At 47.4% G+C, this 17,539-nt stretch carries 15 protein-coding genes; 10 read left to right on the top strand and 5 right to left on the bottom strand.

From position 1 onward, the window contains the following. Positions 1–52: 52 nt before the first annotated feature. The 6 genes from NAF29_RS15515 (at position 53) to NAF29_RS15490 (ending at position 7,746) form a co-directional block, all read left to right on the top strand. Positions 53–2,029 carry a methyl-accepting chemotaxis protein gene (locus NAF29_RS15515; RefSeq protein WP_251262535.1) on the top strand — a complete coding sequence of 659 codons (1,977 nt, stop codon included), beginning with the start codon at positions 53–55 and terminating at the stop codon, positions 2,027–2,029. Between the two features lie 62 nt (positions 2,030–2,091). Next, complete coding sequence (locus NAF29_RS15510; protein WP_285817803.1) at positions 2,092–3,267, top strand: multidrug effflux MFS transporter; 1,176 nt, start codon at positions 2,092–2,094, stop codon at positions 3,265–3,267. 92 nt (positions 3,268–3,359) lie between these two features. Beyond that, complete coding sequence (gene fabV, locus NAF29_RS15505; protein ID WP_251262533.1) at positions 3,360–4,547, top strand: enoyl-ACP reductase FabV; 1,188 nt, start codon at positions 3,360–3,362, stop codon at positions 4,545–4,547. Between the two features lie 291 nt (positions 4,548–4,838). Continuing rightward, positions 4,839–6,527, top strand: coding sequence for a dipeptidyl-peptidase 3 family protein (locus NAF29_RS15500; RefSeq protein WP_251262532.1), 1,689 nt, complete (start codon positions 4,839–4,841; stop codon positions 6,525–6,527). Positions 6,528–6,589: 62 nt separating this feature from the next. Further along, the gene (locus NAF29_RS15495; protein WP_251262531.1) at positions 6,590–6,847 is read left to right on the top strand and encodes a hypothetical protein; all 258 of its coding nucleotides are present in this window, start codon (positions 6,590–6,592) and stop codon (positions 6,845–6,847) included. A gap of 86 nt (positions 6,848–6,933) precedes the next feature. Next, positions 6,934–7,746, top strand: a complete 813-nt coding sequence (locus NAF29_RS15490) for an alpha/beta fold hydrolase (protein ID WP_251262530.1) — start codon at positions 6,934–6,936, stop codon at positions 7,744–7,746. Positions 7,747–7,767: 21 nt separating this feature from the next. Here NAF29_RS15490 and NAF29_RS15485 read toward each other — a convergent pair whose 3' ends face one another. From NAF29_RS15485 to NAF29_RS15465, 5 genes are all read right to left on the bottom strand, one after another. Beyond that, a complete protein-coding gene (locus NAF29_RS15485; protein ID WP_251262529.1) occupies positions 7,768–8,760 on the bottom strand; it encodes an alpha/beta fold hydrolase in 993 nt (330 codons plus the stop codon). Then, positions 8,757–9,188 carry a hypothetical protein gene (locus NAF29_RS15480; RefSeq protein WP_251262528.1) on the bottom strand — a complete coding sequence of 144 codons (432 nt, stop codon included), beginning with the start codon at positions 9,186–9,188 and terminating at the stop codon, positions 8,757–8,759. Before NAF29_RS15480 ends, NAF29_RS15485 begins: the two co-directional genes overlap by 4 nt. Before the next feature lie 172 nt (positions 9,189–9,360). Continuing rightward, positions 9,361–9,870 (bottom strand): S-ribosylhomocysteine lyase, encoded by a 510-nt coding sequence (gene luxS, locus NAF29_RS15475; RefSeq protein ID WP_251262527.1) that lies wholly within the window; start codon positions 9,868–9,870, stop codon positions 9,361–9,363. A 48-nt stretch (positions 9,871–9,918) separates the two neighbouring features. After that, complete coding sequence (locus tag NAF29_RS15470) at positions 9,919–10,827, bottom strand: cation diffusion facilitator family transporter (protein ID WP_251262526.1); 909 nt, start codon at positions 10,825–10,827, stop codon at positions 9,919–9,921. Between the two features lie 64 nt (positions 10,828–10,891). Further along, complete coding sequence (locus NAF29_RS15465) at positions 10,892–11,350, bottom strand: Spy/CpxP family protein refolding chaperone (protein WP_251262525.1); 459 nt, start codon at positions 11,348–11,350, stop codon at positions 10,892–10,894. A gap of 217 nt (positions 11,351–11,567) precedes the next feature. On the opposite strand from NAF29_RS15465, the gene NAF29_RS15460 reads away from it, so the two are divergent. From NAF29_RS15460 to NAF29_RS15445, 4 genes are all read left to right on the top strand, one after another. After that, a complete protein-coding gene (locus NAF29_RS15460) occupies positions 11,568–12,260 on the top strand; it encodes a response regulator (protein WP_251262524.1) in 693 nt (230 codons plus the stop codon). Further along, positions 12,261–13,625, top strand: coding sequence for an ATP-binding protein (locus NAF29_RS15455; protein ID WP_251262523.1), 1,365 nt, complete (start codon positions 12,261–12,263; stop codon positions 13,623–13,625). Positions 13,626–13,706: 81 nt separating this feature from the next. Beyond that, the gene (locus NAF29_RS15450; protein ID WP_251262522.1) at positions 13,707–14,168 is read left to right on the top strand and encodes a tRNA (cytidine(34)-2'-O)-methyltransferase; all 462 of its coding nucleotides are present in this window, start codon (positions 13,707–13,709) and stop codon (positions 14,166–14,168) included. Between the two features lie 167 nt (positions 14,169–14,335). After that, complete coding sequence (locus tag NAF29_RS15445) at positions 14,336–17,530, top strand: tetratricopeptide repeat-containing diguanylate cyclase (protein ID WP_251262521.1); 3,195 nt, start codon at positions 14,336–14,338, stop codon at positions 17,528–17,530. Positions 17,531–17,539 lie beyond the last annotated feature (9 nt).

Here is a 17,539-nt window from a genome sequence, read left to right as displayed (position 1 = left end):
TTATTGGCTGTATGTTTCGGCTCACTAATTGCCTGTGCTGTACAGTTTCCTTATGCGTGTTTCCCATTATGCTCGATTTTCAGCCGTGGCGTTGTTCTCCGTTAGTGTTGCGTTTGTTGGCTTGCTGTTCTGGGTGCAACAACAACTCGACCTTTCTGATAAACAACGTGGCCAATACGAACTGATCAAAGAAACAGCCAGCATGGGCGTCGTTGCTGCTTTACAAAAATATCTTGCTCAAGGGGACGCCGTTGTTTTGATTGAGGTGGAAGAGCGACTGCATCAGTTAGACGAAGAGCTTGTGAACCTGCCTGGCGCTGCCGCGGCTCCTATCCGCGAGCAAGTGCAGCTCCTACTTGACAAAACCAAGTCAGATTACCGTGCTATTGGCAAGCTAAGTGGTGATCCCATGGCGTTGCTTAAAATCTCCGAGCGAGAAATGCTATCTAGCGCTAAATCACTCATACGATATGCCTCAGAAGGGCATGCCAACAACCCATTTGTCGCACGCAATTATGCCGACTTAAGTACTGACAGCATTCTGCTTGTACATGAGCTCAGCCAGGCGCGTATCGATCTATTGTCGGGACATGCATCAGGCGACGATCATTTAACCTCTTTATTAAATGATCTAGCGTCAACAGCCAGTGAAGTGGTTGGCTTACCTTTATTGGAGGTTTACCACGAAGCAGAAGTGGACGAGTTTGCCTTGGGTGATGATGATTCAGAGCTTGAAGAAAAAGGAGAGCTTGCGCGAGATGAGTTGATGAGCTTGGCGCGACGCTATCCAAGCGAACTTGAGCGAACGCGTAAAATTGCCACTCAGCGTCAACATAGTTTTCGTCAGCTCGAACAGGATCTTAACGGGTTTAAAACCGCCATTGCTTATGGTGAAACCATGGTCAGTGCTGAACGCCAGCGGATTGTCGATGGCATTAAATTGGCGGCAGGGATCATGGTGGCAGTATTACTGTTCATTACGGTCTCAAACTACATGCTGCAATTTACCTACGTGCTTAAACCGCTCCGTCAGTTACGACAAGCATTCCACCATTTGGTGGAGAGCAACGAACTGACGACGATTGATGTGCGAAACAAAAAATCAGAACTGGGCGAAATTGCACAGTATTTCAATCAGCTTATTCAGCATGAACAGAACGAGCTTGCTCGCCGTCAGCAGCAGCTAAAAGTGGTATCTGAAGCCTTGCAGACTATTAGTGAGCAAGTGAATCATATTTGTCATTCTAATAGTCAAACTGAGCAGCATTTACTTGATTCACGCCAAACCACCGCGGTGTTGTCGGATATCACGCAGGAACTTTCAAAAATTTCAGATGCAGTAGAAAGCAATGCCCGAGAGACCGAATCGTCAATGGAACTGAGCTTGACGGGCGTGGCAGAAGTATTGGCCGCGAGTGAACAAACGTCTGAAGCGGCAACTTTGGGTTTCAATGAATTATCGAGCTTGTCTGCATCAGTTGAAGATGTAAGTGCAATTCTGGATGTAATCCGCAACATTGCTGATCAAACCAATTTATTGGCGCTCAATGCTGCCATTGAGTCTGCGCGAGCGGGTGTACACGGTCGCGGGTTCTCTGTGGTGGCTGATGAAGTGCGCCAGCTGGCCTTTAAAACACAGAATTCACTGACTGAAATTACCGACATTTTAAGTACTTTAACCGAGTCGTCACAGCGACTTGGTGGCAGCATCACGCAAGTGAAAGAAGCGTCCGGCCATCAGCGCACCATTGCTGAGCAATTGATGCAAACTTCCGAGAAGGTCAAGGAACAATCACATCAAGCCGTGAATGCAGCTCACCAAGCATCGGAGTTTGTGCGCGATCAGGCCGAACACGTTGAGTTGTTTAATCAAGCCATGGACTCGGTTCAGCAACAAGTTGAAGGTGCTCGCGGGTTGGCAGGCAATATCCGCGACGATGTGACCGGTCAAGCATCGCACATCACGAGTACATTACTGCAAACTGACCGTAACACCGAATTACCTAAACAAACGGTTAATTTTCGCTAACAGTGCACACCTATCCGTTATACTGAACACCTTCTTCACGCGTTTTCCGAGCGGGGTGCCAGTTGGGCGCAACCTTAATTCTTCTCACAATGGTTGTGGCTATGACGCCACTTGCCATTGATATGTACCTTCCTGCCATGCCAGCAATTGCTGGTGATTTAAGTGTGCCATTGGCCACTATTCAGCGCTCACTCAGTACATTCTTGTTGGGATTTGCCATAGGGCAACTGATTCATGGCCCGTTGTCAGACGGCCTTGGCCGCAGACCCGTAATGCTGACGGGTTTAATTCTGTTCTCTATTTCTAGCTTTGGTGCCGCGTTGGCTAACGACGCGGAACACTTCTTGGGATGGCGCATCGTGCAAGCCTTTGGGGGCGCTGCCGGTTCAGTGGTCATTAACGCAATTATTACCGACAAGTTCCAAGGCGCTAAGGCAATTAAAATCCGCTCAACCATCTTAACGGTGATGCTCATCGCACCACTGATTGCACCAACATTGGGTGGTTTTTTACTCATGCATGGTGGCTGGCGAAGTATTTATCATGCGCTGGGGGTTTATGCCGTCATAACATTGGTGTGGATTTGGTATTCGCTTGATGTGGTAGAACAACCTAAAAGCTCGGTCCGAGTTGGCGCAATCTTGAAGCGTTATCGAGCCGTGCTGGGAGACTCCAAAGGTTGGGCTTGGATTGTTGGATTATCGTTTAATTCGGCCACTATGTTCGCATTTTTAGGCGGCTCTCCATACTTATATATCGAGCACTTTCAAGTCACGCCTCAAGTGTATGGTTTCTTATTTGCTGCCAATGTTGTAGTCATGGCCACCGGTGCCATGCTAAATGGCCGTTTGGCCGGAAAAATACCGCCGTTGGTTCTATTGCGCCGTGCTCAATGGGCGCAATTAACATGCTTAATGAGTATGGTGGGCGCGTTGCTCACGGGCATGGCAACATTGCCTGTGCTGGTGGTGCTAATCGCTGGTGCGATTGGTTTGAATAGCTTTGTGTTTCCCAATGCAACGCAGTCGGTGATGGAGCTATTTCGAACCAATGCAGGAACGGCGTCTGCGGTACTGGGCGCCAGTCAATTCGGTATGGGCGCAATCGCCAGTAGTATTGTAGCTATGGGCAACGGCCACGGCGCTGCCGCGCTGGTAGTCGTGATGGCAACGACGGGTTCAATTGCATTTATTTTGGTGGGCATTGCGTGCCGCCATTATGTGCCCGTCAAACGATAAATAAGTGGTCGAGTTTGTCCAAACCTTGAGACATGGATAATAGTCGGCCACAATGACTCGGAAAATTCCGGTGCAAAGAGGACAACACCGTCATGATTATCAAACCGCGTGTACGTGGATTTATTTGTATCAATGCTCATCCAGCAGGATGCGCCGAGAGCGTGAAACAGCAAATTGAGTACGTTCGTCAGCAACCTGCAATTGAGGATGGTCCAAAACGTGTGTTGGTGATTGGTTCATCAACCGGTTATGGCTTGGCATCTCGCATTACCTCAACATTTGGTGGCAACGCTAAAACTGTTGGCGTATTTTTTGAAAAGCCTGCAAGTGAGAAGAAAACCGGTTCAGCAGGCTGGTACAATACAGCTGCATTTCATGCAGAAGCTGAAGCGGCTGGTCATTATGCCAAAAGCGTTAATGGCGATGCGTTTTCTGATGAAATTAAACAGAAAACCATCGACCTGATTAAACAAGATTTGGGTCAAGTGGACTTAGTCGTGTATTCGCTCGCATCACCGCGCCGCACAGATCCAGTCGACGGCCTAGTCTACGGCTCTGTATTAAAGCCTATCAACAATAGCTACACCGCGCGTACACTCGACACGTCAAAAGAAGTGGTACATGAAATGTCACTTGAGCCCGCGTCTGAGCAAGAGATTGCAGACACGGTTAAAGTGATGGGTGGTGAAGATTGGGAACGTTGGATCGACCAAATGGCGGAAGCAGGTGTATTGGCGCAAGGTGCACGCACTGTGGCATATAGCTATATCGGTAAAGAATTAACGTGGCCAATATACGGCAAAGCGACCATCGGCCGTGCGAAAGAAGATTTAGACCGCGCAGTACGCGACATGACGGCAAAACATGCTGATCTGAACCTCACCTCAAACGTAGGTGTGCTCAAAGCATTGGTCACTCAAGCATCGTCGGCGATTCCAATTATGCCGTTGTACATTTCGTTGTTGTACAAAGTGATGAAAGAGCTAGGTACCCACGAAGGCTGTATCGAGCAAATTCGTGGTTTGTTCGACCAAATGTATATCAGTGGACCGATTCTAGATGAAGACAACCGCTTGCGTGTTGACGGTAAAGAGTTGACCGACGAGGTTCAGAACACTGTAGCGGAACTTTGGGACAAGGTCGAAACAAACAACATCTATGAACTCACCGATTATGCAGGCTACAAGCATGAATTCTTGAAACTGTTTGGTTTTGAGTTTGATGGTGTGGATTATGAAGCGGACATTAGCCCGCTGGTGGATTTACCCCTCGAAGATTAATTTCAGCGGTAAAGACCATAAAAAAGCGAGCCAAGGGCTCGCTTTTTTATGGGGAACAGTTTGTATGTCCGGCCCTGCGCCTATACGTGTGACTCATGATCACGCCATGCAGCTTAAACTCCTTGCGTGGCGTGCTTTTAGGCTGCATATTCGTATCTTTTGCGCTACCGCAAAGCATTCGTGACGGGCTTGGCTAAGCTATCATGTTCAACTCCACCTACATCGCTTGGCAAAGAGTGAATCCGCCAATTACACTCAGGCCAACCGTATTGATTGCTAGGACCCATTTTAATGAAAGCCTTCGCTCTATCCACGTTACTCGCCAGTATGGCTTTAGTCGCTTGTCAGCCACAAAACGCTGAAGCGCCCACTGAAGTCGCGCAAAAAAATACCACGACTGAAGTGGCACAGTACGCCATTGCAGAGGGTTTTGACCGCTCGCGTTTTGATATTTATACCAGTGTTCCACTGACGGCCGATTTAAGCCATTTAAGTGCCAATCAAAAGCAGATGATTGCGTTGCTGATTGAAGCGTCTGAAATTATGGATGACCTGTTCTGGCAGCAAGCATTTAATCAGAATAAAGACGATTTCTTAGCGGCTATTGCCGATGCAGATGTACGCCGATTTGCCGAAATCAATTATGGCCCATGGGATCGCCTCAACGCAGATATGCCCTTTATTGAAGGCTTTGGGAAAAAGCCTTTAGGTGCGTCTTTCTATCCAGCAGACATGGAAAAAGCTGAATTTGAAGCATTCAACGCACCTCATAAAGATGGCTTGTATAGCATTGTTGAACGCGATGCTAACCAGCTACTTCAGCTAAAAGCTTATTCAGACTATTACCCTGCTGAGCTGACTGAAGCGGCGGAGTTACTCATCAAAGCTTCTGAGTTGGCTGATGATCCTGAATTTTCCAACTACTTAAAGCTTCGTGCTGACGCACTGCTCAGCAATGACTATTACCCGTCTGATGTGGCGTGGATGAAAATGAAGAACAACCCCATCGACGTCGTGATCGGGCCGATCGAAAACTATGAAGATTTGTTGTTTGGGTATCGAGCAGCATTTGAATCTTACGTATTAGTGAAAGACTTGGCGTGGAGCGAACGCCTCAGTAAATACGCAGCGTTTTTACCATGGCTACAACAAGAGTTGCCGGTTGGTGAAGCCTACAAAGCTGAAACACCGGGCTCCGATGCCGATCTTAATGCATATGATGTGATCTATTATGCGGGCCACAGCAATGCGGGCAGCAAGACTATTGCCATTAACTTGCCGAACGACGAACGAGTACAGCTCGCTCAAGGCACGCGTCGCTTGCAGCTAAAAAATGCTATGCGCGCCAAGTTCGACAAGATTTTAATGCCAATTTCCGAGCAGTTGATTGTGCCTGAACAACGAAAATACATTACCTTCGATGCGTTTTTTGCCAACACTATGTTCCACGAAGTGGCGCATGGCTTAGGGATTAAGAACACGCTTGATGGTCAGGGCACGGTTCGACAGGCGCTAAAAGAGCATGCTTCTGCGCTTGAAGAAGGTAAGGCCGATGTTCTTGGCTTATACATGGTGCGTAAGCTGTATGAAAAAGGTGAAATTGCTGAAGGGCAATTAGAAGACTACTACACCACGTTCTTGGCGGGTATTTTCCGTTCAGTACGTTTTGGCGCTTCTAGCGCTCATGGCGTGGCGAATATGCTGCGTTTCAATTACTTTGCCGAACAAGGTGCATTTACTAAAACTGACGATGGTTTGTATCGCGTCAACTTCGAGCAATTTGAACGTGCGATGGATAAATTATCAGCCAAAATTATTACCTATCAAGGCAATGGTGATTATGATGGAGTGGCGTTATGGGTTGAAAACGCGGGTGAAATTGGTCCAGAGCTGGCGCAAGATCTCGCTAAATTAGATGAAGCTAACATTCCTGTTGACATTGTGTTTGAACAAGGCAAGGATATGCTTGCGCTTGACTAATAATTGACGGGTGCCATTTTTATGGCGCCCGCTCAACATAATAAACACAGAGAATATTAAAGATGTTATTCGGTGACAGGGCTTCAGGCTTTAGTCTCAGTGAACGTCGAAAGGGCAATACCCCTCTCGAACAGCACTATAAAACGCTAAAGCAATTCCAAATCGATCGCGTTTCAGATCTTATTGAGATGGGTGCGAACCTCATGTTCGTGCGCAACTCTGGGCGTCATCCGCTGGCTATTCTAAAGCACGGGCAGCAATTGTTAACTGTGGATCAGCATGGTTTGATTCAAAGCGATCCGGATTTACAAGTACGCTAGTCTGTGGGTGTTTTTATCCGTACATCCTTGCCTTATTTTCACTGCCACGCTACTTTGAGGTCTGACCAGATACAGGGTGGCGTATTATGATCCCTCTCATTCAATATTCTCAACATGGCAATCCCTTGGTTTTGTCTCCGGCAAATGGGTTTCCTCCGCGAGTTTATGAGCCGCTGCTTCGTCAACTTGCACCTCACCATCAGGTTTGGCTCGCCGAACATCGCCCCTTATGGCCTGGTCAACATCCTCCTAAAAACTGGCTAGATTGGAACCATTTAGCGAACGACTTGGTTCAGCAGATTGAACAGCAATCGCTGCCTCCAGTGACATTGGTTGGGCACTCGCTTGGAGCAGTGCTGGGGGTGCTGGCTGCCAATAAAGCGCCTCATTTGTTTCGTCAATTGATATTGATGGAGCCTGTGGCCTTTCCTTCGTTTCAGAGTCATATGCTGCGATTTATGCCTTGGTTCGTGAAACGTAAATTGACCATGGTTCAAAAGACACTCATGCGACCTGTGTTATTTAAAGATCATGACATTGCGTTCAAGTTTCATCGTCGCGCACGTTCACTGCGTAACCTATCGGATGAGGCTTTGAATTTGTATATAGAGCACGGCTTTGAGCAGTCGCCAGAAGGCTTGAAGTTGCGTTTTGATAAACACTGGGAAGCAATTATTTACGGTAGTTTGCCAAACGTTTGGCCTATTTTAAGAACCCTAAAAGTACCTTTGGTGGGGCTGAAAGCTGAGTTTGCCAGTACTGTGCAAGATAAAGAATGGCGGCGCTGGCAAAAACTGCGACCCGATCATCGGTTTGAAGAGTTAAAAGGGAGCGAGCATTTGCTGGCGCTGACAGAACCTGACCGGGTGGCTAAGTTGCTGCTCGATTGCATCGACTGAGTGATTGAGTGCTCTAGTAGTTTAGCGGTCAGAGTAGCGCGAAAAGTGCTCTAGAATGGCTGCAATGAGTGGCGTGCGAATATCATCGTTTTCTTGCAGCATTTCATGCTTAGAAAATGTACTTTGATACCAATTTACTGCCATACCGCGTTCTGAAAGCGTGCGACGCAAACGTTCCGTTCCACTATGTGTAACCACTGTGTCGTTTCCTGCGGTGGCAATCAGTAGTGGGGTTTCGATCCGATCTGAATTTTCTTGTATCCGTTGCATCATCACAATCGCCTGTTCGATCCAGCCATGGGTTGGCCCGCCGAGCTGCAGGTTGTGTTGGCGTTCGTAAAGCTCTCTGAACCATTGGTAGCGTAGTTGGCTATGCGTCAATGGGTTATCGATAAATGGGCTGGCTACGTAGTGTTGACGTGATGTAGTGGCATATCGTGGTGTGCGTTTGTGCTGACGCCACTGCGATAAATCTCGCCAGCTTTTCCAACCGAGCCAGAACTTTAATATGCTGCTGGGCAGCGGTAAATTTAACGACAGCATCGGAGCGGTCATGGCTGCTGCGGCAAAGCAGTCGGGTTGTATTTGAAGCGCCCGCAAGACAATGCTTGCGCCCATCGAATGAGCCAAAACAAACACGGGAAGCCCTGTTGGATTGCAGCGTTTGGTGAGCGTTAATAGGTCGATGGCAGCGTTGTCAAAGTCATCCATATGGCCTAATTGTGGGTGGTCGAAGAAACGTTGTGAGAGCCCTTGACCACGGTGATCGATGGCCACCACATGATAACCCTGATGCCAAAAATCCATGGCCTGTTCACGATGCTTGAACGCTGCCTCTAAACGGCCAGGAGAAATAATGAGGAGGGGACGCCCTGGCTGCTCGTATTCTACGTAGTGGATTCGTCGCCCTGCGACACCTGTCATCACGTAACAACGTTCATGGAGCTGGCAAAATGCGGTCAGCTGTTGTTCGCGCGCCTGATTGGATTCAGGCAGACAAGGAGAAAATATCACGGAAGCACTGCCACCGGTTTTTTCTTATTCATTTGTTGCTGATGAATAATGCCTAAGCACACTTGAGCCAGGGCGGTGGGATCGCTGCTCTGCCAAATGCGTTGTATATTACTGTTGTGCTTTTTAATGACCGCGGTGATGTCTTCGGCGGCTGGATCCTCTGCTGTGAGGATTTGTTTGAGCACGTCTCGGTGATTCTGACCCGATTCAGATTGAGAAATAATAACTGCAGGAACTTTTTCGAGTAATGTTCGGATGACTTGGTCCACACGCTTTTCTGATGTGGGCTCACCTTTATTGTACAAATGAGTTAGCTGGCGCTGAATTTGTTGAGCTTGAGAGGTGATTGAGGTACGAAAGGTTTGCATTTGTGCGGTGAGTTGGCGCACCTTTTTATCTGCAATGGTATTGGATTTCATTAATGCCATTCGCTCGACGAACAAAAAGATATTCAGTAAAACGCTAGCAACGAGGACTACAACAACGTACATCATAATAATTTAGAACGCGAAATATTAATAAAGATGAGCCTATATTCGCTATTGGCGATCAAGATGTAAAGCGACGGTTGAGCTAAATGCCTAACCATCGCTACGTTTTTTAAAGTTGCTCTAGCAAACTTTTTGGTAATGCCAGCGATTCGTTGCTATTGACGCTGACGCCTCGCTCAATAATATCTTTTGCGATGGCTTGTGCTTCTTCCAAGGAATGCATGGAATAGGTACCGCACTGATATTCGTTCAGCTCTGGAATGTCGCTTTGTTGTGTTACACCAAGCACGTCTTTCATTGCGGCTAACCAACATTCTCCAACTTCCGTTTCAGAAGGTGTGCCAATTAAGCTCATGTAAAAACCGGTGCGACAACCCATGGGCGAAAGGTCAATAATTTCCACCGAATCTGAATTTAAATGGTCACGCATAAAGCCAGCAAATAAGTGTTCAAGCGTATGAATTCCGCGCTCGGACAAGATCTCGGCATTCGGCACGCAAAAGCGTAAATCGAATACAGTAATTGTATCTTTGTGCGGTGTTTGCATGGTTTTAGCAACACGGACGGCAGGGGCCGCCATTTTCGTGTGATCAACGGTAAAGCTATCCAATAAAGGCATGTTACAAATCTCTGATTAGCACTAATGTTTGGCATAAGTTTAGCAAGTTCATCGTCGGATTTCTTGCGCGTTAGCGTTACGTGCAACAACCGAGCGTGGGTCTTGGTGAATGATAACATCTACGGTATCGAACAGGGCTTGGATCTGAGCTTCAATGTCGTCACTGATGGCATGAGATTCTGCCAGAGTTAGATCGTCATCTAACTCGAGATGAAGTTGAATAAATCGGGTGCCTGCGGATTTACGTGTACGGAGTTGATGTAAGCCGAATGTTTGAGGGTGATTATTCACGATATTGATGACGTGCTGGCGTTCGTCATCCGACAGTTCTTTGTCCATTAAGTTGTCAAGTGCGTGGCGAATAATCGACACCACGCTAAACATCATGTAAGCCGCAATCGCTAAAGCAAATATGCCGTCAGCGGCATGCCATCCGTACCAAGTCAGTGCGAGTGAACATAGGATGGCAAGATTCATCATTACGTCGGATTGATAATGTAAACGGTCGGCTCGAATCGCGGTCGAATCGGTTTGTTTGATCACCCAACTTTGGTAAATCACCAAGCCAATGGTCACCAAAGTTGCGATCGCCATGCTTCCCATACCGAGAGCCAGGTGTTGAACAATGGTGGGGTGAAGTAGCCGATCAATGCCATGCATGGCAAGCAGCAAAGCGGAACCAGCAATAAAACCACCTTGTAATAATGCGGCTAATGCTTCGGCTTTGCCATGACCAAAACGATGATCGTCGTCGGCAGGTTTCGTTGCCCAGCGTAACGCAAAGAAGTTGACGGCTGAAGCCGCTGCATCCACAAAAGAATCAATTAACGAAGCCAATAAAGAAGCGGATCCTGTCATTAACCATGCTACGGTTTTAATAGCGATGAGGATAACGGCAACAATGATGGCAGTGAGGCTAGCCGACTTTACGAGTCGAGCGTAATCAGGTTTAGACATGGGCCAGCATGACGAAAGGTTGGGGTAACGTCATGCTGCCGCATTGAGAAGGTTTGCTCAAGCTTTAAGCTTGATTTTTGTTTTTATTTTTGCCGCCTTTGCGTGTTTTATCTTTGCGTTTTTCCATTTCAGCAATGAATTGCTCTTGCTGTTCAGGCGTTAATACTTGCATCATCGCGTGATGCATTTTCATGCGAGTTAACGCTTTTTGTTGATGCTTTTCTGCTCTCTGTTCAATGATCTGTTGCGCTTGTACTTCGTCAAACGATGATTGTTGCATCAGCTGCTTCATTTCAGCTTTGTGCGTTTCGCGTTGAGATTGACGTTCTTCTTGACCTTTTTCAGGTCGCTCTGCTTTAAACGTTTCTTTGACCTTTTGTAGCTCGGTCTTCTGAGCATCTGTTAGGTCAAGCGATTTAAAAACTTGACGCATTTGACGTTGGTCATTGGGTTTAGCGATCGCATAGTTCGCTAGTAAACTTAACGTGCATGCTAAAGTTACGAATAACATTTTAGTGTTCATGATGATGTCCTTCATGTTCAGTCATTTAAATGCGTGCTAACTTCCAATCAACGCAGCGCATAATTGAGGTTTGTTCCAAATCTGTATGTCGACGAAATCTAGCTTAGTATTTGCAACGAAAAGCAACGTCAGAGCTGTGTAAAGAATGGTAAATCAATGAATTTGGTGGCGGGCATGTATGGCATGCTTGGACCAAGTTAAACCACAGGAGATCATCATGATTGATGTACTGCTAATTGATGATGATGCCGAATTAGCGCAACTACTCACCGAGTTATTAAACTATGAAGGGTTTCGCGTTACGGCTGTAAACGACGGCGCTGAAGGCCTTGCGATGGCGCAACGCGAACAACATGCATTGGTGCTGCTTGATGTCATGCTACCGAGCCTAAATGGCTTTCAGGTACTTAAACAGTTGCGCCAAAAATCTGCAGTTCCTGTGATTATGTTGACTGCTCGAGGAGAGCCGGCTGATCGTGTTTTGGGGCTAGAACATGGTGCAGATGACTACCTTCCCAAACCGTTTACCGAAGCTGAGTTAATTGCGCGTATGAAGGCCGTCATGCGACGCTTCCAAGTTCAAAGCTCGTCAACGTCTGAAACCCTCAATTCAGAAGGGGTGCAGTTATCGGTTAGCAAGCAAACGGCTAAATTTAATGGTCATGATTTGGAGCTGACAGCGGCAGAATTGGCTATTTTGGCAGAACTACTGCAAGACGCGGGTCAGGTCGTAGACAAAGAGCACTTGAGCTTACAAGCCTTGGGTCGCAAGCTCATGCCGTTTGATCGCAGCGTGGATATGCATGTGAGCCATTTGCGTAAAAAGCTCTCTAAACACGATGAATCGGTGCCCATCAAAACGATACGCGGTAAGGGTTATATTTGGACCGCTGAAGTGCAGCGGAGTTAAATGATGTCGTTACAACTGCGAATATTTATTTGGTTGTGGATCACATTATTATCGGTCGCTGCTACCATGCTGATTTGGCCGTTCTTTGTAAATCAAGGGCCGCAGAAGCTCGATCAGCAACAGAAAAAATATGTATCCGAACAAGTCGAACGCATGCATAAGTTTTGGAATAAGCGCCCCAATATTAATATTTTATATAAACGGCAAATGCGTCCAGATGGCGGTGCATTGTGGTTTTATAGCCCCGAAGAAGGGCGCTTTATGTCGAACAAAGTCCCACCTGAGCTGAAGGCCGTTGCGTTGGAGTTAAGCTCCAGCGATACGCCGGTGATCACGCGAGCATTTCCACATTGGATTGCAGGGCCGGTGAATATGGACTTTGATGGTATATCGTTGCAAATGTATGTGAATTTCCCGCCACATTTAGGCCGCGGGCGCATGTTCAGCCAAATGCTCAAAACCACGCCTTTTGTGCTTGCTGGCTTAATTGCATTATTAGCACTCATGGCATACTTGGTGGCACGGCAGATTGCGCGACCCCTTGAGAGTTTACGACATACTTCTCAGCGCCTAGCTGACGGTGATTTCAAAGCTCGAGTTGATTCAGCGTTGCTGGAGCGGACCGATGAAATTGGTAGTTTGGCGCGTACAACCTGCCAAATGGGTCAGGCTGCGGATGAGTCATTGGCTGCGCATAAGCGCTTGCTCAGTGATGTATCGCATGAACTTCGATCCCCTCTGACTCGACTGGCTTTAGCCAATTCCATATTGAAAAAACGTTTAGGTGTTCACCCAGAGACCGATCGTATCGAGCATGAAGTCGAAGTGTTGAACGGTATGATCGAACAGTTATTAAGTTTGTCTCGAATGCAATTGGTGCAAAACACTGAGCTTAAACCTGTGGCGTTTCTCGGTGTGTTGGAAAAGTGCGTGTCGGATGCCCTGTACAGCTACCCCAAGCTGAACATTCATGTGGTCGACTCGCCTGAAATAAAGCTAAACATCATGATACAAGGTGACGAAGACCTACTCGTTCGAGCGATCCAAAATGTGCTGAATAATGCGTCTCGCTATGCCTCTTCCGAGATTGCGTTAAACGTTATGAGTGTGACCGACAATGGCACTGCATTTTGGTGTTTACGCATTGAAGACGACGGAGTTGGTGTGCCAGAGACTGAGTTGAATAAATTGTTCACGCCATTCTATCGTCCAGAGTTTTCACGCCAGCGTGACAAAGGAGGGTCGGGTTTGGGATTGGCGATTGTGGAGCAGGCCGTGAAGTATCATAAGGGTCACGTTGAAGCTCAGCTCTCTGACAAAGGTGGCCTGGCGATTCAAATGCTGTTTCCCCAACAGCCGCAATGATTTGATAGCAAAGTCCATAGCGTTTCAGCCGCATAGCTTTTAAACTATGCGGCCAGTTAGAATCGTCATATAGAGTCAGCCATGTTTCACATCGCATTGTTCGAGCCGCAGATTGCGCCCAACACCGGTAATATTATCCGCCTTGCCGCGAATAACGGCTGCCAACTTCACTTGATTGAGCCTTTGGGGTTCGACTTTGAGGAAAAGAAATTGCGCCGCGCCGGTCTTGATTACCATGACTTGGCAAATGTGACTCGCCACGCAGACTACGAGAGTTTTGTGTCGCACATGGGCGATTGCCGAATTTTTGCGTTAACCACTAAAGGTAGCCGTCCGCACGACGAACCGAGCTATCAAGCCGGTGACGTGTTGTTGTTTGGCTCTGAAACCAGCGGTTTGCCTGATGATATCCGCAACAACATTGATGCCGATTTTAGAATTAGAATTCCGATGAAGGCCGATGCGCGCAGCCTTAATTTGTCGAACGCGGTTGCTATTGTGTCTTACGAAGCGTGGCGCCAAGTTGGATTTGAAGGCATTTAGTGCAGCCCTAAGCCGAAAAGTGACGCAAATATTCCGAAAATAAACACGATATAACGACCTATATCAGATCTTTGGGTATTGTAAGATTTACACCTTTGCGGCAATCAGCACATAATAGCCTTTCACTTAATCATGGATGACGGGTTCATTTTCGAGATGTTGAATCAATGTCAGCGCTAACGCCAAGCGTCTCTTTAGGCCATCAGAAATTAGAGCAAGCATGGAAGCATTGCCAGCAAGGTAATGCCGTTGGCTGCTTTGTGGTGGCTGATGCGGCAGAGAATGGCCGGCAGTTTGTCGATTATTTTATGAGCCATCAGGGCGTCACCGGTTTCCGATGGAAGCTGAATGAGCGAGATTCAAACCTTCCATTTAGCACGTTAGTTCCGGTTCTTACGCAAATACTGCAACAACGCAAACTTGCCATTGACGATGTGTTACACACATTGAATGTGCAGGGACAATATCGCGATATCTTGAGTGCTGCGTTTAGCGGTAAACCGATGCGCAGGCGAGAGCTACCACTTCCCGATGACTTACTGTATGAACAAAATCATGTGGTTGATTTGTTCATCGACATCATCCAATGGTTGGCCACAAAACAGCCTTTGTGTATCAGTTTAGGTGATTTGCATCATGCCGGCCCCAGCGCGCTGGTGCTGATTCGACGTTTACTTGATAGCGACGATCCATTCTTTCCCTTGATGCTAATTTGCACCTTAGAACCTGACTACATGCATTCAGAAGAGCGCATGCAAGACAGTTGGCATCAATTCATCGACTGGATGGACAATACGCAAGGGCGTATCCAAGTGCAGCCGTCAGATAACTTAGCGGCATCACACAAATGGTCGGAAACGCCTAGCGTCGTGAATTCCGACCCTCGTGCCATGATTCGTGAATGTGAAGACTTACTATCACTCATGAATCTTCCCGAATGCGCTTATGTCAGTGAGCGGGTGGAACGTTCATTTGTGCAGAAAGGCCTAGGCCATGACTCAAATTCTCGACTACACCTCAAAGCACTCCGAGGACACTGCCTACTTTATTTGGGTGAGATGGATGATGCATTTGAAGCGTTAGAAGGTATTTTAGAGCAGGCTCAATTGGGTTCTGACAAACGAGCGCTTGCGCGTGCTTATCGTCATTTATGCTGGGCTTATATTTATAAATCCGACTTAACTCAAGCGATGAACTGCGGCCGACAGGCAATCAATTACAGTAGTGAGTTAAGCGATGAAAAAGAACGGGCACAATGCTTGTTCTACTACTTTGTCGCATGCGCCAAAGCCAACGTTGGTTTTGGCGTAGAACGCTTTGCTGAAATGCTTCACTTGCTGCAAGACCAGCAATGTGAAAATGCGGTTATTTATGCGTGCCGCAATGTCTATGGTCAATTGGAGCACAGTGAAACACTCACACCCAAGCAGGTGTTAGCAGCCTGTATGGAAGCCATTCGATTAGCGCGTCAAACCAATCAACACGCAGGCTTAGCCGCTTCGTTTCATTCCCGAGCCGTGATTTTGCATCGCATGGGAAAACCACATCAGGCGAAACGTTGTTATAAGGTGGCTGAACGTTTGCTGAAATGCATGAATGATCCCCTCGACATGGCGCGATTACGCAACGGATTCGGTTTCTTTTACTGCCATCAGGAGCAGTTTTTGAGTGCCTACGATTACTTCAATGGTGCGCTCAAGCAGGTCATGAAAGTTGGTCATGTGAATGAAACCGTGGCTACCCTATATAACTTAGCGTGGCTGTACTTAGTGGTGCGTCATTACCGCCATAGTGCATCAGTACTGGAACAATTACGCCGGCTTATGGTGGGACAACACGCAAATTACTTTGCCTATCGTAACTTGCACGATGTGCATTTGTTGCAAGGTTTAGTGCATGCATTTAATCAAGAGTGGTTGCGGGCTGTGCAATGCTTAGAGCGCAGCAAACGTTTGTCGATTCCGTTGTCAAAATCGGCGCGTGTTATTCGCCCCATGCTTGAATACTTGTTAACAGCCACAGAGCATTTAGCCGATGCAGAAGATGACTACGTTGCTTTAGTAGAACAGCGGCTGTTGACTTCGGGGCGCTTGCATAGTCAATTTAAGCTGCTGTGGCTTGAAACGCGAGTGCGGTATCACCTGCTATTAGGCAACTCCGATGCAGCGCGCGACATGGTGATTGATGCAACCAGCGAGCAAGAGCAACAGCCGTTAGGTTGGAATGCTATTCGACAGTTATTGTTAGGTAAACACAAGCCGCTGGTTAATTTACCTTTGCCCAGCATGGCGCTGGATCATTTATTTGTTTTAGCTCAGCAAGAAGCTCGCTTGAATCAGCTTTGGAAACGAATGCGAGAAGTGCGGTTAATTAGTGCATTGCAAGCCATAGGAAGTGATGCGACAAGCGAGGTTAAGATTGCGCGAGAGACAGTCCGGCTGTTGTGCGGCCATTATGATTTTCAATTGGCAATGGTGGTAAATTGCCAGAGCGAAAAAACCGAAGTGATGGCAGTGCATGTTGACGGCCAAGTCAAAGCTTTCCCAATTGAAGAATTAGCCGATGATGTGAAGGATTTCCGTAACCAGCAGCTTTTACTGAATCGCAGCTGGTTGCTGAGTTCAGGCTCAAGAAGGCTCAGTGCGGTGTGCGTGCTGCCACTTCGAGATGGGAACTTACGTTGTTGTCAGTTAGTGCTGGTGAATCTTGATTTACCCTATGTTCCGGGCAAGCATGATCAAGAAGTACTGACGCTTATTTCCAACCAAATGGCGTCGCAAATGGCGGCGGTTCGACAACAGAATAAATTAATTGAATTGAGCTCTGTGGATACTTTAACCGGCTTGTCGAACCGGCAGTCGTTGCAAACCACCATGCAAGACGAGATCAACCGGGTACGTCGCTATGCGGGGGCGACTGGATTTATGTCTCTGGCTTTTATCGATCTCGACAACTTCAAGTATTATAACGACACATTCGGACATGATGCTGGCGACCTGTTGCTCCAATGGTTTTCAGATCTACTGCTAGAACAGCTCCGAGACGTGGATGTGGCGGGCCGTTGGGGAGGAGATGAGTTTATTGTGTTTTTGCCTGAAACATCCGGTATGAAAGCCGAGATGGTGGGCGAACGAATTCTTCAAGCTTTGGTCACGAAGCGCGGCTTTGCTGAACAATTGAGTCATGCCTTAAAGCGTGCGGTGAATATTCCGGAGCATAAGTGGTTGAGCTGCTCGGTCGGGGTGAGTGAAACCAACTATCAGAAAACGGTGCCAGAGGCAGCAACAATGTTGTCAGAGGCAGATAAAGCGCTTTATCAAGCGAAAGAGACGGGGAAAGGGAAAGTTATCCGGTTTCGATAACCGGACAAC

The sequence above is a fragment of the Echinimonas agarilytica genome (assembly GCF_023703465.1).
Taxonomy (GTDB): Bacteria; Pseudomonadota; Gammaproteobacteria; order Enterobacterales; family Neiellaceae; genus Echinimonas; species Echinimonas agarilytica.
This window is presented reverse-complemented; position numbering and strand designations above follow the sequence as displayed.